Origin of the sequence: Massilia sp. YIM B02763 (genome assembly GCF_030412015.1) — a bacterium.
Taxonomy (GTDB): domain Bacteria; phylum Pseudomonadota; class Gammaproteobacteria; order Burkholderiales; family Burkholderiaceae_D; genus Telluria.
In genome coordinates this window covers 75,993-101,968 of sequence record NZ_JASNRD010000009.1, presented here as the reverse complement: position 1 = coordinate 101,968, position 25,976 = coordinate 75,993, and the positions used below count along the sequence as shown (strand labels likewise).

25 protein-coding genes are annotated in these 25,976 nt (G+C 66.9%); 21 read left to right on the top strand and 4 right to left on the bottom strand.

The genetic code is table 11. From position 1 onward, the window contains the following. Nucleotides 1-4: 4 nt before the first annotated feature. Complete coding sequence (pdxA, locus tag QPK32_RS13660; RefSeq protein ID WP_290413365.1) at nt 5-1,045, top strand: 4-hydroxythreonine-4-phosphate dehydrogenase PdxA; 1,041 nt, start codon at nt 5-7, stop codon at nt 1,043-1,045. A gap of 39 nt (nt 1,046-1,084) precedes the next feature. Beyond that, nucleotides 1,085-1,861: a 16S rRNA (adenine(1518)-N(6)/adenine(1519)-N(6))-dimethyltransferase RsmA gene (gene rsmA / locus QPK32_RS13655; protein ID WP_290413364.1), complete on the top strand. Its 777-nt coding sequence runs from the start codon at nt 1,085-1,087 to the stop codon at nt 1,859-1,861. A 1-nt stretch (nt 1,862) separates the two neighbouring features. On the opposite strand, the gene QPK32_RS13650 is transcribed toward rsmA, so the two are convergent. After that, nucleotides 1,863-2,651 carry a DUF6851 domain-containing protein gene (locus QPK32_RS13650; protein WP_290413363.1) on the bottom strand — a complete coding sequence of 263 codons (789 nt, stop codon included), beginning with the start codon at nt 2,649-2,651 and terminating at the stop codon, nt 1,863-1,865. Nucleotides 2,652-2,901: 250 nt separating this feature from the next. Between QPK32_RS13650 and QPK32_RS13645 the strand changes: the two genes are divergently transcribed. Next, a complete protein-coding gene (locus QPK32_RS13645) occupies nt 2,902-3,096 on the top strand; it encodes a hypothetical protein (RefSeq protein WP_290413362.1) in 195 nt (64 codons plus the stop codon). Nucleotides 3,097-3,128: 32 nt separating this feature from the next. After that, on the top strand, nt 3,129-3,323 hold the full coding sequence (locus tag QPK32_RS13640; RefSeq protein WP_290413361.1) for a hypothetical protein: 195 nt from the start codon (nt 3,129-3,131) through the stop codon (nt 3,321-3,323). Between the two features lie 402 nt (nt 3,324-3,725). Here the strand turns inward: QPK32_RS13640 and QPK32_RS13635 are convergent, their stop codons facing one another. Continuing rightward, nucleotides 3,726-4,406, bottom strand: coding sequence for a hypothetical protein (locus QPK32_RS13635; RefSeq protein WP_290413360.1), 681 nt, complete (start codon nt 4,404-4,406; stop codon nt 3,726-3,728). Nucleotides 4,407-4,426: 20 nt separating this feature from the next. Further along, nucleotides 4,427-5,020, bottom strand: a complete 594-nt coding sequence (locus QPK32_RS13630) for a hypothetical protein (RefSeq protein ID WP_290413359.1) — start codon at nt 5,018-5,020, stop codon at nt 4,427-4,429. 219 nt (nt 5,021-5,239) lie between these two features. On the opposite strand from QPK32_RS13630, the gene QPK32_RS13625 reads away from it, so the two are divergent. Beyond that, nucleotides 5,240-6,013, top strand: coding sequence for an HAD family hydrolase (locus QPK32_RS13625; RefSeq protein WP_290413358.1), 774 nt, complete (start codon nt 5,240-5,242; stop codon nt 6,011-6,013). Nucleotides 6,014-6,106: 93 nt separating this feature from the next. Then, nucleotides 6,107-7,120: a heat-inducible transcriptional repressor HrcA gene (gene hrcA / locus QPK32_RS13620; RefSeq protein ID WP_290413357.1), complete on the top strand. Its 1,014-nt coding sequence runs from the start codon at nt 6,107-6,109 to the stop codon at nt 7,118-7,120. A gap of 86 nt (nt 7,121-7,206) precedes the next feature. On the opposite strand, the gene fur is transcribed toward hrcA, so the two are convergent. Further along, nucleotides 7,207-7,638 carry a ferric iron uptake transcriptional regulator gene (gene fur, locus QPK32_RS13615; protein WP_290413356.1) on the bottom strand — a complete coding sequence of 144 codons (432 nt, stop codon included), beginning with the start codon at nt 7,636-7,638 and terminating at the stop codon, nt 7,207-7,209. A gap of 203 nt (nt 7,639-7,841) precedes the next feature. On the opposite strand from fur, the gene QPK32_RS13610 reads away from it, so the two are divergent. The 15 genes from QPK32_RS13610 (at nt 7,842) to QPK32_RS13540 (ending at nt 25,946) form a co-directional block, all read left to right on the top strand. Further along, nucleotides 7,842-8,453, top strand: coding sequence for an outer membrane protein assembly factor BamE (locus QPK32_RS13610; RefSeq protein WP_290413355.1), 612 nt, complete (start codon nt 7,842-7,844; stop codon nt 8,451-8,453). A gap of 14 nt (nt 8,454-8,467) precedes the next feature. After that, nucleotides 8,468-9,277 carry a 4-hydroxy-tetrahydrodipicolinate reductase gene (gene dapB / locus QPK32_RS13605; protein ID WP_290413354.1) on the top strand — a complete coding sequence of 270 codons (810 nt, stop codon included), beginning with the start codon at nt 8,468-8,470 and terminating at the stop codon, nt 9,275-9,277. Between the two features lie 217 nt (nt 9,278-9,494). Beyond that, nucleotides 9,495-9,821: a barstar family protein gene (locus tag QPK32_RS13600; RefSeq protein WP_290413353.1), complete on the top strand. Its 327-nt coding sequence runs from the start codon at nt 9,495-9,497 to the stop codon at nt 9,819-9,821. Nucleotides 9,822-9,916: 95 nt separating this feature from the next. Continuing rightward, nucleotides 9,917-12,562 carry a leucine--tRNA ligase gene (gene leuS, locus QPK32_RS13595; protein ID WP_290413352.1) on the top strand — a complete coding sequence of 882 codons (2,646 nt, stop codon included), beginning with the start codon at nt 9,917-9,919 and terminating at the stop codon, nt 12,560-12,562. Nucleotides 12,563-12,565: 3 nt separating this feature from the next. Continuing rightward, nucleotides 12,566-13,087 (top strand): LPS assembly lipoprotein LptE, encoded by a 522-nt coding sequence (lptE, locus tag QPK32_RS13590; RefSeq protein ID WP_290413351.1) that lies wholly within the window; start codon nt 12,566-12,568, stop codon nt 13,085-13,087. 15 nt (nt 13,088-13,102) lie between these two features. Then, complete coding sequence (holA, locus tag QPK32_RS13585; protein ID WP_290413350.1) at nt 13,103-14,116, top strand: DNA polymerase III subunit delta; 1,014 nt, start codon at nt 13,103-13,105, stop codon at nt 14,114-14,116. 82 nt (nt 14,117-14,198) lie between these two features. After that, entirely contained in the window at nt 14,199-15,464 is a 1,266-nt protein-coding gene (locus QPK32_RS13580; protein ID WP_290413349.1) for a glutamate-5-semialdehyde dehydrogenase, read from the top strand. Between the two features lie 111 nt (nt 15,465-15,575). Beyond that, a complete protein-coding gene (locus QPK32_RS13575) occupies nt 15,576-15,986 on the top strand; it encodes a CopD family protein (protein ID WP_290413348.1) in 411 nt (136 codons plus the stop codon). Further along, nucleotides 15,986-16,588, top strand: a complete 603-nt coding sequence (locus QPK32_RS13570; protein ID WP_290413347.1) for a 2-hydroxychromene-2-carboxylate isomerase — start codon at nt 15,986-15,988, stop codon at nt 16,586-16,588. Before QPK32_RS13575 ends, QPK32_RS13570 begins: the two co-directional genes overlap by 1 nt. A 76-nt stretch (nt 16,589-16,664) precedes the next feature. Next, on the top strand, nt 16,665-17,882 hold the full coding sequence (locus QPK32_RS13565; RefSeq protein WP_374046742.1) for a class I SAM-dependent RNA methyltransferase: 1,218 nt from the start codon (nt 16,665-16,667) through the stop codon (nt 17,880-17,882). 5 nt (nt 17,883-17,887) lie between these two features. Further along, a complete protein-coding gene (locus tag QPK32_RS13560; RefSeq protein ID WP_290413346.1) occupies nt 17,888-19,159 on the top strand; it encodes a multidrug effflux MFS transporter in 1,272 nt (423 codons plus the stop codon). 321 nt (nt 19,160-19,480) lie between these two features. After that, nucleotides 19,481-21,625: an HDOD domain-containing protein gene (locus QPK32_RS13555; protein WP_290413454.1), complete on the top strand. Its 2,145-nt coding sequence runs from the start codon at nt 19,481-19,483 to the stop codon at nt 21,623-21,625. A 4-nt stretch (nt 21,626-21,629) separates the two neighbouring features. Further along, nucleotides 21,630-23,864: a bifunctional diguanylate cyclase/phosphodiesterase gene (locus QPK32_RS13550; RefSeq protein WP_290413345.1), complete on the top strand. Its 2,235-nt coding sequence runs from the start codon at nt 21,630-21,632 to the stop codon at nt 23,862-23,864. Between the two features lie 16 nt (nt 23,865-23,880). Continuing rightward, on the top strand, nt 23,881-25,470 hold the full coding sequence (locus QPK32_RS13545) for a tetratricopeptide repeat protein (protein ID WP_290413344.1): 1,590 nt from the start codon (nt 23,881-23,883) through the stop codon (nt 25,468-25,470). Next, on the top strand, nt 25,467-25,946 hold the full coding sequence (locus QPK32_RS13540) for a hypothetical protein (RefSeq protein ID WP_290413343.1): 480 nt from the start codon (nt 25,467-25,469) through the stop codon (nt 25,944-25,946). The genes QPK32_RS13545 and QPK32_RS13540 overlap by 4 nt, the downstream gene beginning before the upstream one ends. Nucleotides 25,947-25,976 lie beyond the last annotated feature (30 nt).

Below are 25,976 nucleotides of genomic sequence, written 5' to 3'. Positions count from 1 at the left end.
GGCCATGGCCGATGCGCGTCCCGTGCTGGCCGTCACGGTCGGCGAACCGGCCGGCATCGGCCCCGAGATCGCGATCCGCGCCGCCTGGGCGCTGCGCGACCGCGCCCGCTGCGTGCTGGTGGGCGACGCCGCCTTCCTGGCGCTGACGGCGAGCCTGATCGACCCGGGCATCCGCGTCTCGGGCATCTCGCGGCTGGCGCTGCGCCACAGCGGGCTGCCGCACTTCGGACCGGACACGATTCCCGTCGTCGACGTCCCGCTCGACGCCCACGTGGTGCCGGGCGAGCTGGACGCCGCCAACGGCCGCGCCGTGCTGGCCACGCTGGACCTGGCGGTCGAGGGCGTGGGCGCCGGCTGGTTCGACGCCATCGTCACGGCGCCGCTGCAGAAGAGCACCATCAACGACGCCGGCATCGCGTTTTCCGGCCACACGGAATATTTGGCCGAGAAGACGGGCACCGGCAAGGTCGTCATGATGCTGGCCGGCTCGCCGGGCGACGGGCAACCGTACCTGCGGGTGGCGCTGGCCACCACGCACCTGGCGCTGAAGGACGTGCCGGCCGCCATCACGCAGGACAGCCTCGTGCAGGTGCTGGACATCCTGCACGCCGACCTGAAGACCAAGTTCGGCATCGCGTCGCCCCGCATCCTGGTGACGGGCCTGAACCCACACGCCGGCGAGAACGGCTACCTGGGACGCGAGGAGATCGACGTCATCGCGCCGGTGCTGGACGACGCGCGCGCGCGCGGCATCGATGCGCGCGGCCCGTATCCGGCCGACACGCTGTTCCAGCAGAAATACCTGCAGGACGCCGACGCCGTGCTGGCCATGTACCACGACCAGGGCCTGCCCGTGCTCAAGCACGCCACGTTCGGGCGCGGCGTCAACATCACCCTGGGCCTGCCCCTGATCCGCACCTCGGTCGACCACGGCACGGCGCTCGACCTGGCCGCGCAGGGACTGGGCCTGGCCGATGCGGGCAGCATGGAAGAGGCGATCCGCGTCACCGTCTCGATGGTCCTGGCGCAGCGCGCCGCGGCCTGACCCGGGCCCCGAACGGGGCTCCCACTTTTTAGAACAACCATGAAACACGTAGCCCGCAAGCGTTTCGGCCAGAACTTCCTGACCGACGACCACGTCCTCCACAACATCATCGACGGCATCGGTCCGCGCCGCGGCGATACCATGGTCGAGATCGGCCCGGGCCTGGCCGCGATGACCTCGCTGCTGCTCAAGGAGCTGGACCACATGCACGTGGTCGAGCTGGACCGCGACCTGGTGGCGCGCCTGGAAAAAGCCTATCCGCGCGAACGCCTGACCATTCACTCGGGCGATGCCCTGAAATTCGACTTCGGCGGCATTCCCGTCCCGGAAGGGAAGAAGCTGCGCGTGGTCGGCAACTTGCCGTACAACATCTCGAGCCCGCTGCTGTTCCACCTGGCGGAATTCGCCCCCATCGTCGAGGACCAGCATTTCATGCTGCAAAAGGAAGTGGTGGAGCGCATGGTGGCCGAGCCGGGCACCAAGGCCTACAGCCGCCTGTCCGTGATGCTGCAGTGGCGCTACGACATGGCGATGCTGTTCGTGGTGCCGCCCACCGCCTTCGATCCGCCGCCGCAGGTCGATTCCGCCATCGTGCGCATGGTACCGACGCGGCGCCAGCTGCCGGCCGACGCCGCCACGCTGGAAGCTGTCGTCGCCAAGGCGTTCTCGCAGCGCCGCAAGGTGATCCGCAACTGCGTGGCCGGCATGTTCACCGAGCAGCAGCTGGTGGACGCGGGCGTCGATCCGGGCGCGCGTCCCGAGGCGGTGGGGCTGGAGCAGTACGTCGCGCTGGCGAATATCCTGAAACCCGTCTGATCTACAACCTTCCCTGCCGGTAGCGGCGCGCTTTGTCGAACACGCGCGCGCCGATCTCCTTCCCCAGCGCGTCGGCCGGCCCCTGCACGAGCCCGTCGCGCCGCGTCACCCCGAACCGTCGCAGCACCTCGGCCGCCGCGCTCGCGCCGGCGCCGCCCGCGTCCGCCAGCGCATTGGCCAGCACCATGTACAGCAGCACGTCCTGGCCGCCGGCCACCTGCCGCGCCCTGGTCCAGCAGCGCTCCAGCATGGCACCGTCCGGCGCGCCCGGTGCGGCAGCGATGCCGCCGGGCAGGGCGGCGAACGGCGTCGCCGGGTTCGCATCCAGCATCGACAGCGCCTGCGTCGTTCCGATGCCCGCCGGGCTGAACTGCGGCGCGCCGGGATCCGGTCCGAGGCCGCATGCGGCCATGCGCGCATCGAACAGCGCGGCGTGGGCGGGCAGGCGCGCGCCCAGCAGCACCCATGCCGCATGGTGCATGGCCGCGGCCTGGCTGGCCGCGCTGCGCTCGCGGCGCGGCAGGCGTATCCCGACGCCGTGCACGGTCTGGCGCGCCGCGTCGTCGTAGGCGGCCCACGCGTTGTACATGCAGGTATGCATGGCGGCCAGCGTGCGCGCGGCCAGCGCCGCGTCCATGCCTGCCGCCCGGATCGCCGCGCGCGCCGCCGCGTTCCAGTCCGCCACCGCGGCCGTGATCATGATGGCGGCCGCGTCCGCCGGGGCGTGCGCCGCCGGTAGCGCCGCCGCTGCCCCCACAGCCCCCGTTCCCAAGTAATCCTGCCGTCTCATTGCGCCTCCTGCATGCCAAGGGCGAGTATCGCCAGCACGGCCGGGGCCGCCCTTGAGCGTGCTCATGCGTGCGCAAGCCTGGTCCGCGCCGCGCACGCTGCCATTGCGACGCATACTCCGGCTTTTTGCGCTTCCAACCCGCGTTTTTTGCAGTTCGTCGCAGTTCGATGGAAGGGAGAGGGCGGAACGCCTACAGTGACACCATCGAAACACGATTCGAACCCCAACCAACCACCGAAGGAGAAACGACATGAACGTCCTCAAGCACATGGAAGCCATCTTCCTCGCCGCCGCAGTCATCGTCGCCGGCACCAGCTACGCGAATGCCGCCGGCGAAGTGAAGCAGGTGCGCTACGACGCCCAGGTGTCGATCGAAGGCCAGCAAATGGCCGTGGTCAAGGTCACCGCGAAACGCCTGAGCGCTGAACAAAAAGCCGCTATCTGATCCAAGTCAATCGAACCTGAAGGAGAAGCAAAATGAACGTCCTCAAGCACATGGAAGCCATCTTCCTCGCCGCCGCAGTCATCGTCGCCGGCACCAGCTACGCGAATGCCGCCGGCGAAGTGAAACAGGTGCGCTACGACGCCCAGGTGTCCATCGAAGGCCAGCAGACCGCCGTCGTGAAAGTCGTCGCCAAGCGCCTGACGGCCGCCGAGAAGGCAGCGCTGTAAGCGGTTTCGCAGGCAGGCAAAGGCAGGAAGGAATAAGCAGCAGAAAGCAGCAGCAGGATGCAGATGCGCCGCGCCACCGCTTGAAGCGGGCACGCGCGAAGAAAGAAGAACCGATGGTCGTCCTGGTGCACAAGGACCGCCAGCCGCACAGGCGGCGAAGCCCCTCCATCGATAGACGACGGCACGCAAGCGAAGCGTCCCGTACGCCCCGCCGGGCGATCCGCTACCCCCGGCCAAAAACATGGACAAAAAAAAGCCCGCGGTGAGGCGGGCTTAAATCCAATTCTTTTTTGAGGAGAGTTGGAGGAGACAGGTGCAATTATGCTGCGCTACAGCATATCAGTCCAATTTTTGTTTGGAATACATGATATGCGTTTCCTTTATGTCTCCTCGCTCGATTCCTCAGGTGTTGGTGCAGGTGACGATGAAGTTGCTGATGCCGCCCGCGGCTTCCACGCTCTCGTCGATCGTGCCGGCACCGCTACCGTTGGCGCCGCCTGTCAGCGTGCAAGTCTGGCCGCTGGGCTGGCTCAGGATGGTCAAGCCATAGGTGCTGGCGAACGGGATCGTGACCGGCATCAGGAACGTGGTGTCGGCGCCGGTAGGCTTGTTCGCGGTGTCGAGCACGGGCGGCACGGTGAACGTACCGCCCGTGCTGCCGTTGGCGATCACGAGGCCGGTACCGGTCAGCCCCTTGACGGCGCCGGACAGGGGGAATTTGTTGATGCTGCAGGTGTACTGGATATCGATCACTGCCAGCTGGCCCGCCGTGCCCGTCGCGGGGAAGGGGGTGTTACCGCAGCTTTGGTGCGCCGGGTTCGGGTTCGGGATGACGTTGTAGACGGTGCCGTACTCGATCTCTTTCGGGAATACGAACTTAACTTCAGGAATGCTACCGTCGGCATTCTTGGCCGGCGGGTCGACCTTGTAGCTCTGGCCGTTGGTGGTGAACACCAGGTTCGGATACACGACGCCGCTGACGGTAACATTGATCGGGAACGTGGCCTTGCCGCCGCCGCCGCACGATGCCAGCGTGAGCGCTGCCGCCAGGGCCAGTGCCTTGGGTACGAGGGAAAACTTCATCTGTTTCTTCTCCATTCGCATCAAGCGCAATTGATGACGACCTTGCCGTCGAGGTTGGTCGAACCCATCGTGCCCGAGCCCTTGCCGTTGTCGCCGCCAGTAACGGTGCAGGTCTGGCCAGCCGGCTGGCTCAGGATGGTGACGCCGTACGGACCATCTTCGTACACCGCGCTCATCTTGACCGTGGACGTGCCTGCTGCCACGTCGCGACGGTCGGAGCCGTTCACGATCGTCAGGCCACTGGTGGTCAGGCCATTCACGGTGACCGAGAATTCATGGGTCTTGATCGTGCAGGAAACGCTGATCTGGGCGATGGTGTAATAGTTGGCGCGCGCCGTTGGGTTCGTGACGGTACATTCCGAGGCATTCGACGGCTTGTCCTTGACGGTAATGTTGAACCTGTCGTCGGTGGACACGCGGCTGGGGAACGAGAAGGACGTGTACGGCGCGGTGACTTTCACGGTCTCGCCGCCATTGTTCTGCAATACCAGGCCGTCCTTGGTGACGTTATAGACTGCGCCGGACAGGTACAAATCGCCGTCCCCGCCGCCGCATGCGGCAAGGCCCAGCGCGCATGCCAGCGTTACGCCGGCACGCAGGATCGAACTCTTCATGTGAATCTCCAGTTTGGACGGACAGGGCGCGCAGCCGGCGCCGGTACCGCTGAGTATAAAATTGCCCGTCATTTTATTCCATTTGCAAGGCGGCAGCCCGGTTTGCCTTTGTATCGCGGTGTAACGATGGGCTTTATGCAACGGAGGCGCCGTCAGGCGCCATTGATTTTCACGGCGCGCCTCGCTATGCTTGGACCGCTTCCTACCATTCCTCCCAGCATGACCCGCACCCGCCCCTGGCCGAAGGCCATCCTGTTCGACCTCGACGATACCCTGTGGCCGATCGCGCCCGCGATCCTGCAGGCCGAGGAATCCGTGTACGCCTGGCTGCGCGAGCATGCGCCGCGGGTCGCCGAACGCTTCACCATCGAGAGCTTGCGCCAGGCGCGCCTGGACTTGCTGGCGCGCCAGCCGGAATTCCACCTCGACCTGGGCAAGCTGCGCCGCGCCGGCCTGGTGGCCGCGTTCGAGGCGGCCGGCGAGGACGTGGGCGAGGATGGCGGCCGCATCGACGGGGCGATGGCGCGCTACTTCGCGGCCCGCAACGCCGTGGTGCCCTACGACGACGTGCTGCCGGGCCTGGCGCGCCTGCAGGATCTGCTGCTGGTCGGCTCCATCTCGAACGGCAACGCCGACCTACAGGCGATCGGCCTGTCGCACCACTTCAAGGTGTCGGTGGCGGCGCACCAGCTGGGCGTGGCCAAGCCGGATGCGGCGATCTTCCTGGCCGCCTGCCGCGAACTGGGCGTGGCGCCCGAGGATGCCGTCTACGTGGGCGACGACGTCCTGCTCGACGTGCAAGGCGCCCAGCAGGCCGGCCTGCGCGCCGTCTGGATGAACCGCACGGGTTCCACCCGGCACTTGGAGCACGACGTGGTGCCGGATGCGATCGTGCGCGACTTCGACGAGTTGATCGACTGGCTCCAGCGCGAACATGCGCAGCGCGAGGGTGAGGAAAAGCGTGCGGAAAAGCGCAAGTCCGTACGCGGATGAAGCCCGTCGCGACCGCCGAACAGGCATAATGGCAATCATTACCCTATCCAGATTGAATCATACCGGGCGGCTCCATCCGCCCGCACCCATGCCATGCAACTCGATCACCGTGCACAAACCCTGCTGAAGGCCCTGGTCGAGCGCTATATCGCCGACGGCCAGCCGGTCGGTTCGCGCGCGCTGTCGAAGATTTCCGGGCTCGACCTGTCGCCCGCGACCATCCGCAACATCATGGCCGACCTCGAGGAGATGGGCTACGTCGCCAGTCCCCACACCTCGGCCGGACGGATTCCGACGCCGCGCGGCTACCGCATCTTCGTCGATACCCTGCTCACCGTGCAGCAATTCGACGAGAACGCCGTCGAAGCGGGCATGCGCCTGCCCGCCCACCAGCCGCAGAAGGTGATCGCCAACGCGGCCCAGATGCTGTCCTCGCTGTCCCAGTTCGCCGGCGTGGTGCAGAGCCCGCGGCGCGAATCGACGTTCCAGCAGATAGAATTCCTGCGCCTGTCGGAAAAGCGCATCCTGCTCGTCATCGTCGATCCGCGCGGCGACGTCCAGAACCGCCTGCTGCTGACCGACGTCGACTATTCGCCGGCCCAGCTGACGCAATCGGCCAACTACCTGAACCAGCATTTCGCCGGCCTGTCCTTCGACGAGGTACGCGGCCGCCTGACGGGCGAACTGCGCCAGCTGCGCGACGACATGGGCCGCCTGATGCAGGCCGCGGTGGAGGCGGGCAGCGAGGCGCTGGCCGAGACCGACGACATGATCATCGCCGGCGAGCGCAACCTGCTGTCGGTGTCGGACCTGTCCTCCAACATGAGCTCGCTGCGCCAGCTGTTCGAGATGTTCGAGCAGAAGACGGGCCTGATGCAGCTGCTCGACGTCTCCAGCAAGGCCGGCGGCGTGCAGATCTTCATCGGCGGCGAATCGAAGCTGGTGCCGATGGACGAGATGAGCGTCGTCACCGCCCCGTACGAGGTCAACGGCAAGATCGTCGGCACCCTCGGCGTGATCGGTCCCACCCGCATGGCCTACGAACGCGTGATTCCCATCGTCGATATCACGGCCAAGCTGCTGTCGAACGCGCTCAGTCATTCCTGAGTTACCGTCGCCCTTGCGTGTACCGCGGGCCGAAAAAAAAGCCGCCCGGCGTACCGGACGGCTTTTTTACCAGCAAGACTGCGGCATCAGTGATTGCGCCGCGGGCAATCCGTCTTGACGCAGTTGCCGTAGATGGCCAGCGCGTGCTCGGCGATCTTGAAGCCGCGCTCGGCCGCGATCTTGGTCTGGCGGCTTTCGATTTCCTCGTCGTAGAACTCTTCCACGTGGCCGCAATCGAGGCAGACCAGGTGGTCGTGGTGCGAGCCGGCGTTCAGTTCGTAGATCGCCTTGCCGGTCTCGAAGTGGTTGCGGTTCAACAGGCCAGCCTGTTCGAACTGCGTCAGGACGCGGTAGACGGTGGCCAGGCCCACGTCCATATTGTCGCTCAGCAGGGTCTTGTAGACGTCTTCCGCCGTCAGGTGCCGTACCGGACTGTTCTGGAAGATCTCCAGGATTTTCAGGCGCGGCAGCGTCGCCTTGAGGCCGCTGGCCTTCAGGTCGGTTGGGTTGTTGCTCATGTTTTGTTACTCGTAGATGGGCGGAGTGCTTTATGATATAGCGTTTTCGGAGCTCCCGCTCACCCGGAGGCTGCGAAAAACGCCGTGATCGCTGGTCGTTTTTATCGGAACGTCGACTGTACGGATGTACAGCGCGTATTCTCTCCCAGCCGGGCGGCGTGCAGCAAGTATTACGCGGTCTCCATCGATTTTAAGGTCAGTCTATGCGCACCAAGAAAGCCGTTCTCCATCGTTCCCACGCGCGGGCAGCGCTCGTGGCCGGCCTCGCCTGCACGGCGCTGCTGGTCTCGGGCTGCGCTTCCTGGCGCAACCAGACCAAGCCGGCAGCCCCGGTGAGCACCGCGCCCGCCGCGACTGCCGCCGATGCCGACAAGTCCGCGGCAATCGCCAACTCCGGCGCGCAGACCACCACCGTCACCAAGCTGCAGAAGTTCCTGTGGGTGTTCTCTCCCTACCGTCCGGACATCCAGCAGGGTAACTTCGTGTCGCAGGAAATGCTGAACCAGCTGAAGGTCGGCCAGACCCGCGACCAGGTCAAGTTCATCCTCGGCACGCCGCTGCTGACCGACGCCTTCCACGCCGACCGCTGGGATTACCCGTTCTACCTGGCGCGCGGCAACGGCGAGCTGACCACCAGCCGCGTCACCGTCTTCTTCAAGGACAACCTGGTCGCGCGCATCGACGGCGGCAACCTGCCGAGCGAGCGCGACTACATCAACCGCCTCATCGGCATCTCGAAGTACGAGACCAAGTCCGAGGACGAGTCGCTGACCGACCTGAAGCGCTCGCGCGAAAAGTCTGCGAAGGGGGAATGAGCGTGGTGCAGAGTATGAAGCAGTTGCGCATCGCCGTCGCCGGCGCCAGCGGCCGCATGGGCCGCATGCTGATCGAAGCCATCGCCGCCGCCCCGGACGCCGCCCTGTCCGGCGCCCTGGACCGCGAGGGCTCGCCCTTCATCGGTTCCGACGCCGGCGCGTTTTCCGGCCAGCTGACGGGCGTCGTGATCCAGTCCGACCTCGACAAGGGCCTGGCCGGCGCCGATTTCCTGATCGACTTCACCCGCCCGGAAGGCACGCTGCGCCACCTGGAATACTGCGCGGCCCACGGCATCAAGGTCATCATCGGCACCACCGGCTTCGACGAGGCCGGCAAGGCGGCGATCCGGGCCGCGGCCGACAAGACCTCGGTCGTGTTCGCCCCGAACATGAGCATCGGCGTGAACGTCACGCTGAAATTGCTCCAGATGGCGGCGCAGAATTTCTCGGAAGGCTATGACATCGAGATCATCGAAGCCCACCACCGCCACAAGGTCGACGCCCCGTCCGGCACCGCGCTGAAGATGGGAGAAGTCATCGCCGACGCGCTGGGCCGCGACCTGAAGGAATGCGCCGTCTACGGCCGCGAAGGCGTGACCGGCGAGCGCGACCCGTCGACGATCGGCTTCGCCACCGTGCGCGGCGGCGACATCGTGGGCGACCACACCGTGCTGTTCGCCGGCACCGGCGAGCGCATCGAGATCAGCCACAAGTCGAGCAGCCGCGTCAGCTACGCCCAGGGCTCGCTGCGCGCCGCGCGCTTCCTGGCCGACAAGCCGACCGGGCTGTACGACATGCAGGACGTGCTGGGCTTGAACAAGTAAGCCCGCGCTCCATTGCGCCCGCCGAACTGGACGGCTTTGCCGGCGAACTGCTGGCATACTGACCGGGAGGCGGGCGTTTTCATTTCCGCACAGTGAACGTCACTACGCACTACAACAACGTCATTCCCGCGCAGGCGGGAATCCATGCTGAAGTGATCTCGGTCGGCTCAGCATGGGTTCCCGCCTCCGCGGTAAAGACGGCATGAAGGAGATTTCCATGGCCACCGTCGAACTGAACGGCGCCGCGATCGTCGACGCCGAAAGCTTCCACGCCGAGAGCGCGCGCGCCTTCGGCTTTCCCGATTCGTACCCGCACACGATGGATTCCTGGGTCGACTGCCTGAGCTACCTGCGCGACGAGGACGGCATGAGCAGCATCCGCCTGGGCCCGGACGAGACCCTGCACATCGTCGTCAACCACTCCGACGCGCTGCGCGAGCGCGCCGAGGACGTGCTGGAGGAAATGGCGTTCTGCATCATCGGCATCAACGAACGCTACGAGGACTACGGCGAGAAGCCGGCGCTGGAGCTCGAATTGCGGTAATGCCGCCGGCTCATTTCGTTGCCCGTCAGCCAACGCCGATGGACGAATGAACCAGTATAATGTTCTGCTCACCCCATCTTAGCCCGCAGAACATCATGCAAGATAAATATAGTCCAGCCGAAGTCGAACAGGCCGCCCAGGCCTACTGGAAGTCGATCGACGCCTACAAGGCCGTCGAGAACGACCCGCGTTTCCCGAAAGGCAAGTATTACGCCTGCTCGATGCTGCCTTACCCGTCGGGCAAGCTGCACATGGGTCACGTGCGCAACTATACGATCAACGACGTGATGTACCGCTACCTGCGGATGAACGGCTACAACGTCCTGATGCCGATGGGCTGGGATGCGTTCGGCATGCCTGCGGAAAACGCGGCGATGGCCAACAACGTGCCGCCGGCCGAGTGGACCTATTCGAACATCGCCCACATGCGCGGCCAGATGGAGTCGATGGGCCTGGCCATCGACTGGTCGCGCGAGATGACCGCCTGCAAGCCGGACTACTACAAGTGGAACCAGTGGATGTTCCTCAAGATGCTGGAGAAGGGGATCATCTACCAGAAGACCGGTACCGTGAACTGGGACCCGGTGGACCAGACCGTGCTCGCCAACGAACAGGTCGTCGACGGACGCGGCTGGCGTTCGGGCGCGCTGGTCGAGAAGCGCGAGATCCCGATGTACTACGTGCGCATCACGGACTACGCGGACGAGCTGCTGGACCACGTCGACAATAAACTGCCGGGCTGGCCGGAGCGCGTGCGCATCATGCAGGCCAACTGGATCGGCAAGTCGACCGGCGTGCGCTTCGCCTTCCCGCACGTGATCATGGACGAGCAGGGCGAGCTGATCGACGAGGGCAAGCTGTACGTCTTCACCACCCGCGCCGACACCATCATGGGCGTGACCTTCTGCGCCGTCGCCGCCGAGCATCCGCTGGCCACGCACGCCGCCAAGGACAAGCCCGAGCTGCAGGCCTTCATCGCCGAGTGCAAGCAGGGCTCCGTGATCGAAGCCGACATGGCGACGATGGAAAAGAAAGGCATGCCGACGGGCCTGACCGTCATGCACCCGATCACCGGCGAGGAAGTGCCGGTCTGGGTCGGCAACTACGTGCTGATGACCTACGGCGACGGCGCCGTGATGGGCGTGCCGGCGCACGACGAGCGCGACTTCGCGTTCGCGAAAAAATACGACCTGCCGATCAAGCAGGTGGTGGCGGTGGAGGGCGAGACCTTCTCGCTGGACGGCTGGCAGGAGTGGTACGGCGACAAGACGCGCGGCACCCTGGTCGACTCGGGCAAGTACGACGGCCTGGATTACACGTCGGCCGTGAACGCCGTGGCCGGCGACCTGGCCGAGAAGGGCCTGGGCGACAAGAAGGTCACGTTCCGCCTGCGCGACTGGGGCATCTCGCGCCAGCGCTACTGGGGTACGCCGATCCCGATGATCCACTGCGAACAGTGCGGCACGGTGCCGGTCCCCGAGAAGGACCTGCCGGTCGTGCTGCCGGAAGACTGCGTCCCGGACGGCACCGGCAACCCGCTGAAGAAGCACGAGGCCTTCCTGCACGTGGACTGCCCGCAGTGCGGCGCGCCGGCGCGCCGCGAGACCGACACGATGGACACCTTCATCGACTCGTCCTGGTACTACATGCGCTATACCTCGCCGGGCTCGAACGACGCGATGGTCGACCCGGCCCGCAACGACTACTGGATGCCGATGGACCAGTACATCGGCGGCATCGAGCACGCCGTGCTGCACCTGCTGTACGCGCGCTTCTGGACCAAGGTGATGCGCGACTTCGGCCTCGTGAAATTCGACGAGCCCTTCGTCAACCTGCTCACGCAGGGCATGGTGCTGAACGAGACCTACTACCGCGAAGACGAATCGGGTAAGAAAACCTGGTACAACCCGGCCGACGTCGACCTCGTGTTCGACGACCGCGGCCGCCCGCAAGCGGCGGCCCTGAAGGCCGACGGCGCGCCGGTCGTGATCGGCGGCACCGAGAAGATGTCGAAGTCGAAGAACAACGGCATCGACCCGCAGGCCCAGATCCAGCAGTACGGCGCCGACACCGCGCGCCTGTTCACCATGTTCGCGGCGCCGCCGGAGCAGACGCTGGAATGGTCGGAATCGGGCGTGGAAGGCGCGAGCCGCTTCCTGCGCCGCGTCTGGGCGTTCGCCTACGCCCAGCGCGAGCGCATCGCCGCCGCGCTGGCCGGCCAGCAGCAGGGCACGCTGGATGATGCGCAAAAGACCCTGCGCCGCGAAGTGCACAAGGTGCTGCAGCAGGCCGACTACGACTTCAAGCGCATCCAGTACAACACGGTGGTCTCGGCCTGCATGAAGATGCTCAACACGCTGGAGTCGGCCAAGCTGGCCGAAGGCGCCGCGAGCGACGCCGTCATCGCCGAAGGCCTGTCGATCTTCCTGCGCATGCTGAACCCGGTGGCGCCGCACATCACCCACGCGTTGTGGCAGGAGCTGGGCTATGCCAAGGTCTACGGCGACATCCTCGACGTGAGCTGGCCGGAAGTCGACCCGGCGGCGCTGGAACAGTCCGAGATCGAGCTGATGATCCAGGTGAACGGCAAGCTGCGCGGCTCGGTCAAGGTGCCGAAGGAGGCCGACAAGGCCGCCATCGAAGCCGCCGCGCTGGCCTCGGAAGCGGTGCAGAAGTTCGTCGAAGGCACGCCGAAGAAGGTCATCGTCGTCCCCGGCAAACTCGTCAACATCGTGGTGTAAGCCATGCGCGCCCTGAACAAGCAAGTCATGGTGCGCGTGGCGGCGGCGGCGCTGGTTGCAGCGTCGCTGTCCGCCTGCGGCTTCCAGCTGCGCGGCTCGAACGGCAGCTACACGATCCCGTACCACAGCATCTATATCGGCTTCCCGGACAATTCGCAGCTGGGCACGGAGCTCAAGCGCAACCTGCGCGCGACCGACCAGGTGGTCATCGCCGACAAGCCGGAGAACGCGGAAGCGCAATTCGTCGTGCTGGGCGAGACCCGCAACAAGTCGATCCTGTCGCTGAACAGCCTGGGCCGCGCGCGCGAATACCTGCTGACCTACACGCTGTCGTACACGGTGCGCGATCCGAAGGGCGTCGAGCTGATCCCGGCGACCGAGATCTCCCTGCGCCGCAACATGGCGTTCGACGAGACCCAGGTGCTGGCCAAGGAAGCCGAGGAAGCGCTGCTGTACCGCGACATGCAGGCCGACCTGGTGCAGCAGATCATCCGCCGCCTCGCGGCGTCGAAAACCGCCGGTTGACGGAAAGGGACCATCATGCAGTTGCGGCTTGAGGCGCTCGACGGGCACCTCGCCAAGGGGCTCGCGCCCCTGTACGTGATCACCAGCGACGAGCACCTGCTGGCGCTCGAGGCGGCGGACAGGATCCGCGGCAAGGCGCGCGCGCAGGGCTTTTCCGAGCGCGACGTGCTCACGGTCGAGCGCAACTTCAAGTGGGGCGAGCTGCTCGCCGCCAACCAGGAAATGTCCCTGTTCGGCGACAAGAAGCTGATCGAGCTGCGCATCCCCGGCGGCAAGCCGGGCAAGGACGGCAGCGCGGCCCTGCAAAGCTATGCCAAGGACCTGAACCCCGACAACCTGACGATGATCACGCTGCCCAAGCTGGACTGGCAGACGGCGAAATCGTCGTGGGTGGCGGCGCTGCAGCAGGCCGCCGTGTACGTCGAGATCCCCAACGTGGAGCGCGCCCAGCTGCCGGGCTGGATCGGCATGCGCCTGGCCGCGCAACACCAGAGCGCGGACCGCCAGAGCCTGGACTTCATCGCGGACCGCGTGGAGGGCAACCTGCTGGCGGCGCACCAGGAAATCCAGAAGCTGGGCCTGCTGTACGAGCCGGGCAAGCTCACCTACGAGCAGGTGATGGACGCCGTGCTCAACGTGGCGCGCTACGACGTGTTCAAGCTGTCCGAGGCGATGCTGGCGGGCGATCCGGCGCGCCTCGTGCGCATGCTGGAAGGCTTGAAGGGCGAGGGCGAGGCGCTGCCGCTGGTGCTGTGGGCCGTGTCCGAGGAAATCCGCACGCTGCTGAAACTGAAGGCCGGCATGGCCCAGGGCCGCCCGCTGGGCGCGCTGCTCAAGGAATACCGTATCTGGGGCCCGCGCGAGCGCATGATGGAACCGGCGCTGCGCCGGATTTCCCTGCCGACGCTGGAGGCGGCGCTGCAGCAGGCGGCCCAGGTCGACAAGATGGTCAAGGGCCTGCGCGCGAAACAGTTCGCGGGCGACGCGTGGGATGCGATGCTGCAGCTGGCGCTGCGCGTGGCTTCCTGACGCTTTGGATTGTATCGAGGTAGGTTGAACGCGTGGACGGCTGTGCCGTCCACGCGTTCGACAACGCAAACGGACAGGCACGATGGACATCACCGACTACATGCACCAGACCGGCCGCCAGGCGCGCGCCGCTTCGCGCGCGATGGCGCGCGCCGACGGCGCCACCCGCAACAAGGCGCTGCTCCTGATCGCCGACGCGATCGAACGCGACGCGGCCCTGCTGCGCGCCGCCAACGAGCGCGACCTCGAGGCCGCCCGCGCGAACGGCCTGGCCCCGGCGCTGCTGGACCGCCTGGCATTGTCCGACAAGGCGATCGCCACGATGGTCGACGGCCTGCGCCAGATCGTCGCGCTGCCGGACCCCATCGGCGAGATCTCCGGCATGAAGTTCCGCCCGAGCGGCATCCAGGTCGGGCAGATGCGCGTGCCGCTGGGCGTGATCGGCATCATCTACGAAGCCCGCCCCAACGTGACGGTCGATGCGGCCGGCCTGTGCATCAAGAGCGGCAATGCCGCGATCCTGCGCGGCGGTTCGGAAGCGATCCACTGCAACCGCGCGCTGGCGCTGCTGGTGGCCGAGGGCCTGGCCGGCGCCGGCCTGCCGGAGCACGGCGTGCAGGTGGTCGACACGACCGACCGCGCCGCCGTCGGTGTCCTCATCACGATGCCGGACTACGTCGACGTGATCGTGCCGCGCGGCGGCAAGGGCTTGATCGCGCGCCTGATGCAGGAAGCGACGGTCCCGATGATCAAGCACCTGGACGGCATCTGCCACGTCTACATCGACGACAAGGCCGACATCGAGAAGGCGCTGCCGATCGCGCTGAACGCCAAGACCCACCGCTACGGCACCTGCAACACGATGGAGACGCTGCTGGTGGCGCGCGAGATCGCCCCCAGCGTGCTGCCGCGCCTGGCCGTGCTGTACGCCGGCAAGGAGGTCGAGCTGCGCGCGGACACGGAAGCGCAGGCGATCCTGCAGGACTACCCGCACCTGGCGCCGGCCACCGACGAGGACTGGCGCACCGAATACCTGGCGCCGATCCTGGCCGTCAAGATCGTCGCGGACATGGACGAGGCGATCGACCACATCAACACGTATTCGTCGAAGCACACGGACGCCATCGTCACGGAAGACTACACGGCCGCCATGCGCTTCCTGCGCGAGGTCGACTCGGCCTCGGTAATGGTGAACGCCTCGACGCGCTTCGCCGACGGCTTCGAATACGGCCTCGGCGCCGAGATCGGCATCTCGAACGACAAGCTGCATGCGCGCGGGCCGGTGGGGCTGGAAGGACTCACGTCCTTGAAATACGTGGTGTTCGGCCACGGTGAAGTAAGAAGCTAAACAACCAACCCGTCGCCCCTGCGCAGGCAGGGGCCCAATTTTTTCGCATCCTCGCAGAGAAAATTGGGTCCCTGCCTTCGCAGGGACGACGGTTAACCTACAGGACTCTGCATGTACCTCTGGATCAAAGCCTTCCACATCGTCTTCATCGCCTCCTGGTTCGCCGGCCTGTTCTACCTGCCGCGCATCTTCGTGAACCTGGCCGAGGAAAGCAACCCGGCCGCCACCGAACGCCTGCTGGGCATGGGGCGCCGCCTGTACCGCTTCACGACGATGCTGGCCGTGCCCGCGCTGCTGCTGGGCCTGTGGCTGATGATGCTGGGCATGAAAGGCGGCTGGCTGCACGCCAAGCTGGCGCTGGTGGTGCTGGTGATCGGCTACCATCACGCTTGCGGATCGCTGTTGAAGAAATTCGAGCGCGGCGCGAACACGCGCAGCTCGAAGTGGTTCCGCGTGTTCAACGAGGTGCCCGTGCTGCTGCTGGTCCTCATCGTCATCCTCGTCGTCGTGAAGCCCTTCTGATGAGCAAAGTCATCCACTATTATTTCGCGCCGCAGTCGCCGTATGCCTACCTCGGACACGCGCGCCTGATGAAGCTCGCGGCGCAATACGGCGCGATGGTGGAACCGAAGCCGTTCGACCTGGCCGCCATCTTCAGCGAATCGGGCGGCCTGCCCATCGCCAAGCGCGCGCCGCAGCGCCAGGCCTACCGGCTGGCGGAACTGCAGCGCTGGGCCGAGTTCCTGGGCTTGCCGCTGAACCTGCACCCGAAGTTCTTCCCCGTCGACCAGACCGCGGCTTCGCTGCTGCTCGTTGCCGCGCGCGCGCAACATGGGGCGGACCGGGCGCTGGAACTGGCCGGCGCGATGCTGCGCGCCGTGTGGGCCGAGGAGCGCGACATCGCGGACGCGGCCACGCTGCAGGCGCTGGCGGACGATGGCGGCTTCGACGGCGCCGCGCTGCTCGACGCCTCGCGCACCCCTGAAACGCGGCGTCAATACGACGGCTTCAACCAGGAAGCGCTGGACGCCGGCATCTTCGGATCACCGTGGTATATCGTGGACGGACAAGGCTTCTGGGGCCAGGATCGCCTCGACTTTGTGGAACGTTTGCTTCAAACTTGACGGTTTCCCGCATGATTCGCGGCCGGGCATGGGGCCCGGCCGTTTTGTTTTGACCTACGGATAAAGGGTACCCCCGATGACTTCCTACTTCTGCCCCTGCCCGCGCGGCATGGAACAGGCGCTGGCCGACGAGCTGGCCGAGATCGCACAGACCACCGGCAGCACCACGCTGAAGGTGCACAACCAGGTGCCGGGCGGCGTGCACTGCTCGGGCGCGATGTTCGACGCCTATCGCATCAACCTGCATTCGCGCATCGCCTCGCGCGTGCTGATGCGCATCGCCAACCGCACCTACGCCAACGAGAACGACATCTACGACCTGGTGCTCGAGCAGCCCTGGGAAAACTGGTTCACGCTGGACGAGACGATCCGCGTCGACATCACGGCGATCAAGTCGCCGCTCACGAGCCTGGAATTCACGACGCTCAAGATCAAGGACGCCGTGTGCGACCGCTTCCGCGACCGGTTCGGCCGCCGTCCTTCGGTCGACACGCGCGAGCCGGACATGCGCATCTTCGGCTTCCTCGACCAGCGCAACTTCACGATCTACCTCGACACGTCCGGCGAGGCGCTGTTCAAGCGCGGCTGGCGCGAAGAGACGGGCGACGCGCCGCTGCGCGAGAACCTGGCGGCCGGCATCCTGCGCGTGGCCGGCTGGAAGCCGGGCGTGCCGCTGTTCGACCCGATGTGCGGCTCCGGCACGATCCTGATCGAGGCGGCCCAGATGGTGCAGGGCATCCCGCCGGGCGCGCGCCGCCGCTTCGGCTTCGAGAAGTTCCGCAACTTCGACGCCAAGGCCTGGCAGGAGATCAAGTCGGCCGTCAAGCCGAACCCGCTGCCGGCCGAGCCGACGATCTTCGGTTCGGACATCTCCGGCGACATGGTCGCGATGACGCGGCATAACCTGCGCGCGGCCGGCATCCTGTTCGAGGTACCCCTGAAGCAGATCGAGGCCCAGCAGGTGCAGGCGCCGACCAGCACGCCGGGCTTGCTGGTGACGAACCCGCCGTACGGCGAGCGCATCGGCGTGCGCGGCGATTCGACCATCCCGCAGGACGAGATGGCGGTGGGCTTCTACCAGCAGCTCAGCAGCACGCTCAAGCAGCGCTTCGCCGGCTGGACCGTGTACCTGTTCACCGCCGACCTGGGCGTGCCCAAGATGCTGCGCCTGAAGGAATCGCGCAAGACCCCGTTCTTCAACGGCGCCCTCGAATGCCGCCTGTTCCGCTTCGACATGGTGGCCGGCTTCAACCGCCGCGACGCTGCAAAACCCGACCAGGCCAAGACCGAATAAGAACCATGCTGCCCCCCGAACCCCCGAACCTGCCGAAAGACCCCGTCACCCCGGTTCCGCTGCCCACCCCGCACAAGGTCACGATGCTGTCGGCCGGCGGCCTGGCCTCGCTGCTGGCCGCGCTGTCGATGCTGGGACCGTTCTCCGTCGACGCCTACCTGCCGGCCTTCCCGCGCATCCAGGAAACGCTGCACGCGACGCCCGTCGAAGTCCAGCAGACGCTCACCGCCTACATGCTGGCCTTCGCCATCATGTCGCTGTGGCACGGCGCCCTGGCCGACGCCTTCGGCCGCCGCAACGTGGTGCTGGTGGGCCTGATCGTGTTCGCCGTCGGCACGCTCGGCTGCGCCGCCTCGCATTCGGTGCACTACCTGTGGGTCTTCCGCATCCTGCAGGGCGTCTCGGCGGGAGCCGGGGTGGTGGTGGGGCGGGCGATCATCCGCGACCTGTATTCGGATGCGCCGGCGGCGCGCCTGCTGTCGATGGTGACGATGATCTTCTCGATCGCCCCGGCGGTGGCGCCGGTGCTGGGCGGCTGGATCGTCACGCTGCTGGACTGGCGCGCGATCTTCCTGGCGCTGCTGCTGTTCAGCGCCGTGCTGTGGTGGATCTGCTGGCAGCACCTGCCCGAGACCATGCCGCGCGAAAAGCGCCAGCCGTTCAACCCGCGCTTCCTGGCCGAGAGCTACTGGACCATCTTCAGTTCCTTCATGTTCCAGATGAAGTCGGGCATCGTGGCGCTGAACTTCGGCGGCATGTTCCTGTTCATCGCCGCATCGCCCGTGCTGCTGCCCGTGCACCTGCACCTCGGGCCGTCGGAATTCGCCTGGCTGTTCATCCCGGCGGTGGCCGGCATCTTCCTGGGCGCGCTGGCCGCCAACCGCCTGGCCGGCAAGATGCACTACGCGCGCCAGATCGGCATGGGCTATGCCTTCATGCTGGGCGCCGTCACGTTCAGCGTCACGTACCACGCCTTCCTGCCGCCGGCCCTGCCGTGGACCGTGCTGCCGATGTTCTTCTACAACTTCGGCAGTTCCGTCATCAACCCCAGCGCGACGCTGCTGGCGCTCGACCTGTTCCCGCACATCCGCGGCACGGTCGCTTCCTGCCAGTCGTTCATGACCACGCTGATGGGCGCGATCGTGGCGGGGCTGGTGGTGCCGGCACTGGACCATTCGGTGCTGGCCATGGCGCTGGGCCAGGCGGCGTTCGCCGTCGCTTCGTTGGCACTGTGGGGCATGTCGCGCCGCTACACGCGTCTGAAGGCATTGCATTGAAGGATTTGTTGATATTGCTCAAAAGCATTTTTGTGTGATTTCAACAAATCGGGCTTGAGTACCTGCTCTAAAAACCGGCAATTTATTGGGAAAGTATTGTTCCCGGTCAGAAATGTATATATGCTAAGATAAGTTTTTTACGCGCGGAACAAGGCCCAAAAAACCGCTCTGTTCCAGCGAGCACAAAAAGACACTTCATGGCAGCGCCCGCCGGGGAAGGCCGCCATCCAATCCAGAACACTAGTGGCGGCCGTGCTTGAAACTCACCATCAACCTGACCAGGACATCCGACATCGCCTGCTGATCGCCCGTTTGCCGGCGATGCCGCAGATCCTCATCAAGCTGCTCGCCCACCTGCAGGCGGACGACCTCGGGATGCCGGAACTGGCCGCCCTGGTGGCCCAGGATGCTGGCATGACCGGCAAGATCCTCACGGTCGCCAACAGCTCGGCCTACCACCGCAACGCGCGCCAGGTCAGCCTCGAGCAATCGATGGTGGCGCTGGGCACGGACATGATCAAGACGCTGGTCATCAGCGATTCCGTGTTCCAGACTTTCAACAGCTTCCCGAATTCCGGCGCCACCGACCTGCGCCTGTTCTGGAAGCATTCCCTGACCGCCGCCGTGCTGGCGCGCGAACTGGCGCGCCGCCTCGGCTACGGCCAGCTCGAAGAAGCCTACCTGGCCGGCCTGCTGCACAACGTCGGGCGCCTGGCCCTGCTGGCGGCGGCGCCCCGGGAATACGCGTTCAACTTCGGCGCGCGCGACGACGACAACCTGTGCGCCGTCGAGCAGCGCACGCTGCAGATCACCCATACCGAGGCGGGCGCCTGGCTGGTCGAGCGCTGGCAACTGGATTCCTTCCTGGCCGATTCGGTGCTGTACCACCACGAGCCGAGCGTGCGCCTGGAGGCGGCCCACCCCTTGATCCGCATCGTGCGCGTGGCCCACGTGCTGGCCATCCACGGCGACGATGCGGCGCTGGTCGAGGATGCGCGCGCACTGTGCGGCCTGGGCCCCGACGAGCCGCGCGAATTGCTGCTGCAGGCTGCGCGCCAGGTGGAGCGGACCGCGATCCAGCTGGGCATCGACCTGGCCGGCGCCGACGCGGTGTCCGTGCCGGTTGCCCAGGCGCCGCTGCCGCCCGTCGATCCGGTGCAGCAGCGCCTGTCCGAGGAGGTGCGCAACCTGGTGCTGGTGTCGGAAGTCGGCCAGGTGTTCGCGCGCCAGCAGGGCAGCGGCGGCGAGCACGGGCTGCTGGAATCGATGACGCGTTCGGCGCGCATCCTGTTCGACTTCGAGAGCGCCGTCGTGCTGCTCGAGAACCCGGCCGGCCAGGCGCTGGTCGGCACGCCCGGCGCCGTCCCGCAGCGCATCGCCGAATTCGCGATCCCGCTCGCCCGCGGCGGCGCGCTGGCCCAGTCCGCGCTGGAGCGGCGCCTGGGCTTCGTGCGCCGCGACGGCGCCGGCGGCCGACCGCTCTCGCTGCCGGAAGAGCAGTTGCTGCGCCTGCTCGGCGCCGAGGCGCTGGTATGCGTGCCGCTGGTCGCCGGCGCGCGCTGCCTGGGCGTGCTGGTCGGCGGCGTCAGGGATTGGCAGCTGCCGGCCTGCCAGAAGCGCGAGCGCTTCCTGCAGTCGTTCGCGACCCAGGCCGCGACGGCGCTGGAGACGGCGCTGGCCGAACGCCGCCAGGCGCGCCGCCAGCTCGCCAGCGTGGCCGAGGAATACCGCGAGGCCTCGCGCCGCGTCGTGCACGAGGTGAACAACCCGCTGTCGATCATCAAGAACTACCTGTCGGTACTGGACAGCAAGCTGGAACGCCAGGAGCCGGTGGGTGGCGAACTGTCGATCCTGAACGAGGAGATCGACCGCGTCAGCCAGCTGGTCGGCAGCCTGGCCGAGATCCAGCCGGACCTGGATGCGGTTCGCGACGGCGATCGCGACGATGGCCGGGACGCCTTGACGGCGGACGTGACACGCGTCGTCGACGACGTGCTGCGCCTGTTCCGCACCACGAACTTCATCCCGGACAACGTCGAGATCACGGTCGACCTGGCCGAGGAAGGGCGCATCGAGGGCGATCCGGACATCCTCAAGCAGATCCTCGTCAACCTGGTCAAGAACGCGATCGAGGCGCTGGCCGCCGGGGGCGGACGGATCGGCATCGCCAGCCGCGGCCACGTCGCGCGCGAGCGCCGCCTGTACCTGGAGCTGGTGGTGTCCGACACCGGCCCCGGCCTGTCGCGCGAGGTATTGGCCAACCTGTTCTCGGCCGTGAAGAGCGCCAAGGAGGGCCCGCACCACGGCCTTGGCCTGTCGATCGTGCACAGCCTGGTCAAGAAGCTGGGCGGCCATATCGATTGTCGCAGCGGTTCCACCGGAACCAGTTTTGAAATCTTGCTGCCGGCGCATGCCGGCGCGGGCGTCCCGGCCCCATCGCCGGTGCGTGCGCTCGGATCCGTATAAGGTAATGATGAACCCGTTCTCCGCCAGCGTCCCGCCCAACTCCCCGCGCGACGCGAATGCACCGGCCCTCGCCACGGCCGGCACCGAGTACCAGCCCAGACTCCTGCTGGTCGACGACGAGCCACGCCTGCTGTCTTCGCTGTACGAACTGCTGCAGGGCCGCGGCTTCCAGCTGACGACCGCCTCCACCGGCAACGAGGCCATCGCCCACCTGTCCCGGCTGCAGTTCGATCTGGTCCTGCTGGACCTGCGCCTGCCCGACATCGGGGGCCACGAGATCATGGACTTCATCAACGAGCGCGGCGTGGGCGCCGACGTCATCGTGATGAGCGGCGAGGTCGGCATCGACGCCGCGATCGGCGCCTTGAAGCGCGGCGCCTACGACTACCTGCGCAAGCCCTACAGCCGCGAGGAACTGCTCAAGACCGTGGCCAACGCGCTCAAGCAGCGGCGCCTGCAGGAAGCGAATACGCGCATCGCCAACCAGCTGGAAAACTCGGAGAAGATGTACCGCTACCTGGTGGACTCGTCGCCGGACATCATCTACACGCTGAACCATGAAGGCAAGTTCACCTTCATCAACGACCGCGCCTACCAGCTGCTCGGCTACAAGCGCGACGAGCTGATCGGCCAGCACTACTCGATCCTCGTGCACGACGAGGACCTGGAGCGCGCGCGCTACGTGTTCAACGAGCGCCGCGTCGACGAGCGCGCCTCGCGCAACGTCGAGCTGCGCCTGAAGTGCCATGCCGGCAGCAGCCAGGAACGCACCTTCAACAACACCCTGATGACGATCTCGCTGAACGCGATCGGCATGCACGTGCCCGACCACGAGGTCAAGAAGCTGGAATTCTTCGGCACCTACGGCGTGGCGCGCGACATCACGGACCGCAAGCGCGCCGAGGAAGTCATCTCCTACCAGGCCTACCACGACATCCTGACCGACCTGCCGAACCGCATCCTGTTCAAGGACCGCCTGGGCCTGGCCGTCATCCAGGCCAAGCGCAAGCAGACCGAACTCGCGGTGATGTTCATCGACCTGGACCGCTTCAAGCTGGTCAACGACACGCTCGGCCACGTCAAGGGCGACGAGCTGCTGCAGCAGGTGGCGGCGCGCCTGAAGGAGTGCCTGCGCAAGGGAGACACGCTGGCGCGCCAGGGCGGCGACGAGTTCACCATCGTGCTGCCCGAGCTGCGCGACCGCGACGACGCGCGCGCCGTGGCCGACAAGTTCCTCGAATGCCTGCACCTGCCGTTCGACCTGGACGGCCACGAAGTGCACATCTCGGCCTCGATCGGCATCGCCATCTACCCGAGCCACGGCGAGTCGATCGACGAGCTGCTGCGCCACGCCGACATCGCCATGTACCAGGTCAAGGGGCAGGGCAAGAACGGCCATGCGTTCTACGATCCGTCGATGCAGGAAGTGTCGCACCAGAAGATCGCGCTCGAGCAGAGCCTGCGCCGCGCGCTCGAAAACGGCGAACTGGAGATGTACTACCAGCCGCAGATCGATGCGATCGGCGGGCGCATCGTCGGCGCCGAGGCGCTCATGCGCTGGAACCATCCGACCCGCGGCGTGGTCTCGCCCGGCGAATTCCTGCCGTTCGCGGAAGAGAACGGCCTCATGATCCCGATCTCGGACTGGATGATCGGCGCGCTGTGCCGCGACATGCTGCAGTGGCAGGGCATCGGCGGCGGCGGCGTGCGGCTGTCGCTGAACCTGTCGCCCCAATACCTGGACCGCGGCGACTTCTTCGAGAAGATGCGCGGCGCGCTGGTGCGCCACGGGATCGCGCCCAGCCAGATCGAGGTCGAGATCACCGAGAACATCTGCATCCGCAACCCGCAGCACGCGATCGAGCAGCTCAACAAGCTGGGGCAGCTGGGCGTGTCGGTGGCGATCGACGACTTCGGCACCGGTTACTCGTCGCTGGCCTACCTGCACCGCTTCCCGGTCCATACCGTCAAGATCGACCAGTCCTTCGTCAAGGAGATCCACGACGAGCACGGGCACTATCCGGTGATCCTGGCGATCATCTCGATCGCGCGCGGCCTGGGCCTGGGCCTGATCGCCGAGGGCGTGGAGACCGAGGCGCAGGCGCGCTACCTCCGTGCCAACGGCTGCCTGACCATGCAGGGCTACCTGTACCACCGCCCGATGCCTCTTGGCCGCTTCGTCGACGTGCTGCGCGAGCAGGGCGCGAAGACCGGCGCCGCGCTGGCCTACCACGCTTGAGACCGTCCCGCGCGCCATGTCCGTCGCCGACGCCGCTCCCCCTTCCGCCGACAGCCGCCACACGGCCGAATTCCTGCGCGTGAAGGCGTTGGCCGAGCGCGGCGTCGCCACTGCCCAGCACAGCCTGGGCTTCATGTACGCGCACGGCCAGGGCGTGGCGCAGAGCGACGAGCTGGCCGTCGCCTGGTACCGGATGGCGGCCAGCAGCGGACTGGAACAGGCGCAGTACAACCTGGGCGTGATGTACCAGAAGGGCCAGGGCGTGCCGCACGACCTGGCGCAGGCCGTGTACTGGTACCGCCAGGCGGCCGAGCAGGGCTATGCCCAGGCCCAGTACAACCTGGGCTGGCTGTATGCGAAGGGGCAGGGCGTGCAGGCCGACGTGCGCCAGGCGCTGCACTGGTTCGGCCGCGCCGCCGAACAGGGCGATCCCGGCGCCCAGCACAACCTGGCCATGATGTACGAGGGCGGCAAGGGCGTCGTCCAGGACGTGGCCCAGGCCGTCGCCTGGTACCGCAAGGCGGCCGGGCAGGGCTACGCGCGCGCCCAGTTCAACCTGGCGCTGCGCTACGACAGCGGCCAGGGCGTCGAGCGCGACACGGCCCAGGCCATCGAATGGCTGCGCAAGGCCGCCGAGCAGGGTTATGCGCCGGCCCAGTTCAACCTCGGCCTGCGCTACGACAAGGGCCTGGACCTGCCGCAGGACAGCGCCAAGGCGATCCTGTGGTACGGCCGCGCCGGCGAGCAGGGCCACGCGAGTTCGCAGTTCAACCTGGCCCTCGTCTACGACGGCGGCCACGGCACGGCGCGCGACCCGGCGCTGGCGCTGGCGTGGTACCGCCGCGCCGCCGCGCAGGGCCACCCGGGCGCCCAGGACAACCTCGGCCTGGCCTACGAACACGGCCAGGGCGTGGAGCGCGACCATGCGCAGGCGGCGCACTGGTACCGCCAGGCGGCCGAGCAGGGCTTCGCCGGCGCCCAGTACCACCTCGCCCAGCTGCTCGATGCCGGCCACGGCGACGCCCAGGATCCGGCCCGTGCGGCCGAAGCGCTCGACTGGTACCGCCGCGCGGCCGCGCAGGGCCACCTGCGCGCCCAGTTCGACCTGGCGTTGCGCTACGAACATGGCGGCGCTGGCACGGCGCGCGACGACGCCGAGGCGCTGTACTGGTACCGCAAGGCGGCCGACCAGGACTACGCGCCCGCCCAGTACGCGCTGGGCAGGCTGCTGGACCGCGACGACGGCGCCGACCCGCGCGAGGCCACCGGCTGGTACCGCAAGGCGGCCGACCAGGGCCATGCGCTGGCCCAGTTCGCGCTCGGCCTGCGCCACGACAGCGGCAACGGCGCCGAACACGACGTCGAGGCCGCGCATTTCTGGTACCTGTGCGCGGCCCGCCAGGGCCATGCACGGGCCCAGTTCAACCTCGGGGTGATGTACGCGGCCGGCCAGGGCGTGCAGGCCGACCCCGTGGAAGCCTATGCCTGGCTGCACCGCGCCGCGGCCGGCGGCGTGGCGGGCGCCGCCAGCTACCTGCAGCGCATCGCCGCGCGCATGGAGCCGGCGCTGCTGGCGCAGGCCAGCGCCTACGTGGGAACGGCGTGAGGATCGAGCTGGGCAGGGTCGAATCGACCGTGCCGCTGCGGCGGCGCCTCCTGTTCTTCAACTCTCTTCCCCAATTCCTCAGCTGGGTGGGCTGCGTGGCCGCGGTGATCCTTTTCGGAGGACTGCTGATCTGGTGGCACGGCGGCGATCGTGCACACTTCGGCGTGCCGCTGATCGGGGCCCTCGCGGGCAGCCTGCCGGCGGTCTGGCTGGCGCGCCCGTCGCGGTTCGTCGTGCATGGACCGGGACGGGCGCAGGCATTCCAGGTCCTCGAGGAGAGGATGCTGTCGGGCGGTTTCGTGCACGCCGGTGTCGAGGAGGGCGTGCACCGCTACCGGCGCAAGCAGCCGCGCTGGCTGCGCTGGAACGAGCAGGACGTCCATCTGTCGATGGAGCGCGACGTCTTGCTGGTCGACGGTCCGCGCATCATGCTCGATCTCCACCGGCGCGCGCTGCGCTACCTGTTCGACGCCTGAACGTTCACCCCAGCGTCTGCGCCAGTAACG

Bases quoted from the DNA above. Each gene is read 5' to 3' on its own strand.
- pdxA (WP_290413365.1), top strand. From the start codon at position 5: ATGGCCGATGCGCGTCCCGTGCTGGCCGTCACGGTCGGCGAACCGGCC.
- rsmA (WP_290413364.1), top strand. From the start codon at position 1,085: ATGAAACACGTAGCCCGCAAGCGTTTCGGCCAGAACTTCCTGACCGAC.
- QPK32_RS13650 (WP_290413363.1), bottom strand. From the start codon at position 2,651: ATGAGACGGCAGGATTACTTGGGAACGGGGGCTGTGGGGGCAGCGGCG.
- QPK32_RS13645 (WP_290413362.1), top strand. From the start codon at position 2,902: ATGAACGTCCTCAAGCACATGGAAGCCATCTTCCTCGCCGCCGCAGTC.
- QPK32_RS13640 (WP_290413361.1), top strand. From the start codon at position 3,129: ATGAACGTCCTCAAGCACATGGAAGCCATCTTCCTCGCCGCCGCAGTC.
- QPK32_RS13635 (WP_290413360.1), bottom strand. From the start codon at position 4,406: ATGAAGTTTTCCCTCGTACCCAAGGCACTGGCCCTGGCGGCAGCGCTC.
- QPK32_RS13630 (WP_290413359.1), bottom strand. From the start codon at position 5,020: ATGAAGAGTTCGATCCTGCGTGCCGGCGTAACGCTGGCATGCGCGCTG.
- QPK32_RS13625 (WP_290413358.1), top strand. From the start codon at position 5,240: ATGACCCGCACCCGCCCCTGGCCGAAGGCCATCCTGTTCGACCTCGAC.
- hrcA (WP_290413357.1), top strand. From the start codon at position 6,107: ATGCAACTCGATCACCGTGCACAAACCCTGCTGAAGGCCCTGGTCGAG.
- fur (WP_290413356.1), bottom strand. From the start codon at position 7,638: ATGAGCAACAACCCAACCGACCTGAAGGCCAGCGGCCTCAAGGCGACG.
- QPK32_RS13610 (WP_290413355.1), top strand. From the start codon at position 7,842: ATGCGCACCAAGAAAGCCGTTCTCCATCGTTCCCACGCGCGGGCAGCG.
- dapB (WP_290413354.1), top strand. From the start codon at position 8,468: ATGAAGCAGTTGCGCATCGCCGTCGCCGGCGCCAGCGGCCGCATGGGC.
- QPK32_RS13600 (WP_290413353.1), top strand. From the start codon at position 9,495: ATGGCCACCGTCGAACTGAACGGCGCCGCGATCGTCGACGCCGAAAGC.
- leuS (WP_290413352.1), top strand. From the start codon at position 9,917: ATGCAAGATAAATATAGTCCAGCCGAAGTCGAACAGGCCGCCCAGGCC.
- lptE (WP_290413351.1), top strand. From the start codon at position 12,566: ATGCGCGCCCTGAACAAGCAAGTCATGGTGCGCGTGGCGGCGGCGGCG.
- holA (WP_290413350.1), top strand. From the start codon at position 13,103: ATGCAGTTGCGGCTTGAGGCGCTCGACGGGCACCTCGCCAAGGGGCTC.
- QPK32_RS13580 (WP_290413349.1), top strand. From the start codon at position 14,199: ATGGACATCACCGACTACATGCACCAGACCGGCCGCCAGGCGCGCGCC.
- QPK32_RS13575 (WP_290413348.1), top strand. From the start codon at position 15,576: ATGTACCTCTGGATCAAAGCCTTCCACATCGTCTTCATCGCCTCCTGG.
- QPK32_RS13570 (WP_290413347.1), top strand. From the start codon at position 15,986: ATGAGCAAAGTCATCCACTATTATTTCGCGCCGCAGTCGCCGTATGCC.
- QPK32_RS13565 (WP_374046742.1), top strand. From the start codon at position 16,665: ATGACTTCCTACTTCTGCCCCTGCCCGCGCGGCATGGAACAGGCGCTG.
- QPK32_RS13560 (WP_290413346.1), top strand. From the start codon at position 17,888: ATGCTGCCCCCCGAACCCCCGAACCTGCCGAAAGACCCCGTCACCCCG.
- QPK32_RS13555 (WP_290413454.1), top strand. From the start codon at position 19,481: ATGCCGCAGATCCTCATCAAGCTGCTCGCCCACCTGCAGGCGGACGAC.
- QPK32_RS13550 (WP_290413345.1), top strand. From the start codon at position 21,630: ATGATGAACCCGTTCTCCGCCAGCGTCCCGCCCAACTCCCCGCGCGAC.
- QPK32_RS13545 (WP_290413344.1), top strand. From the start codon at position 23,881: ATGTCCGTCGCCGACGCCGCTCCCCCTTCCGCCGACAGCCGCCACACG.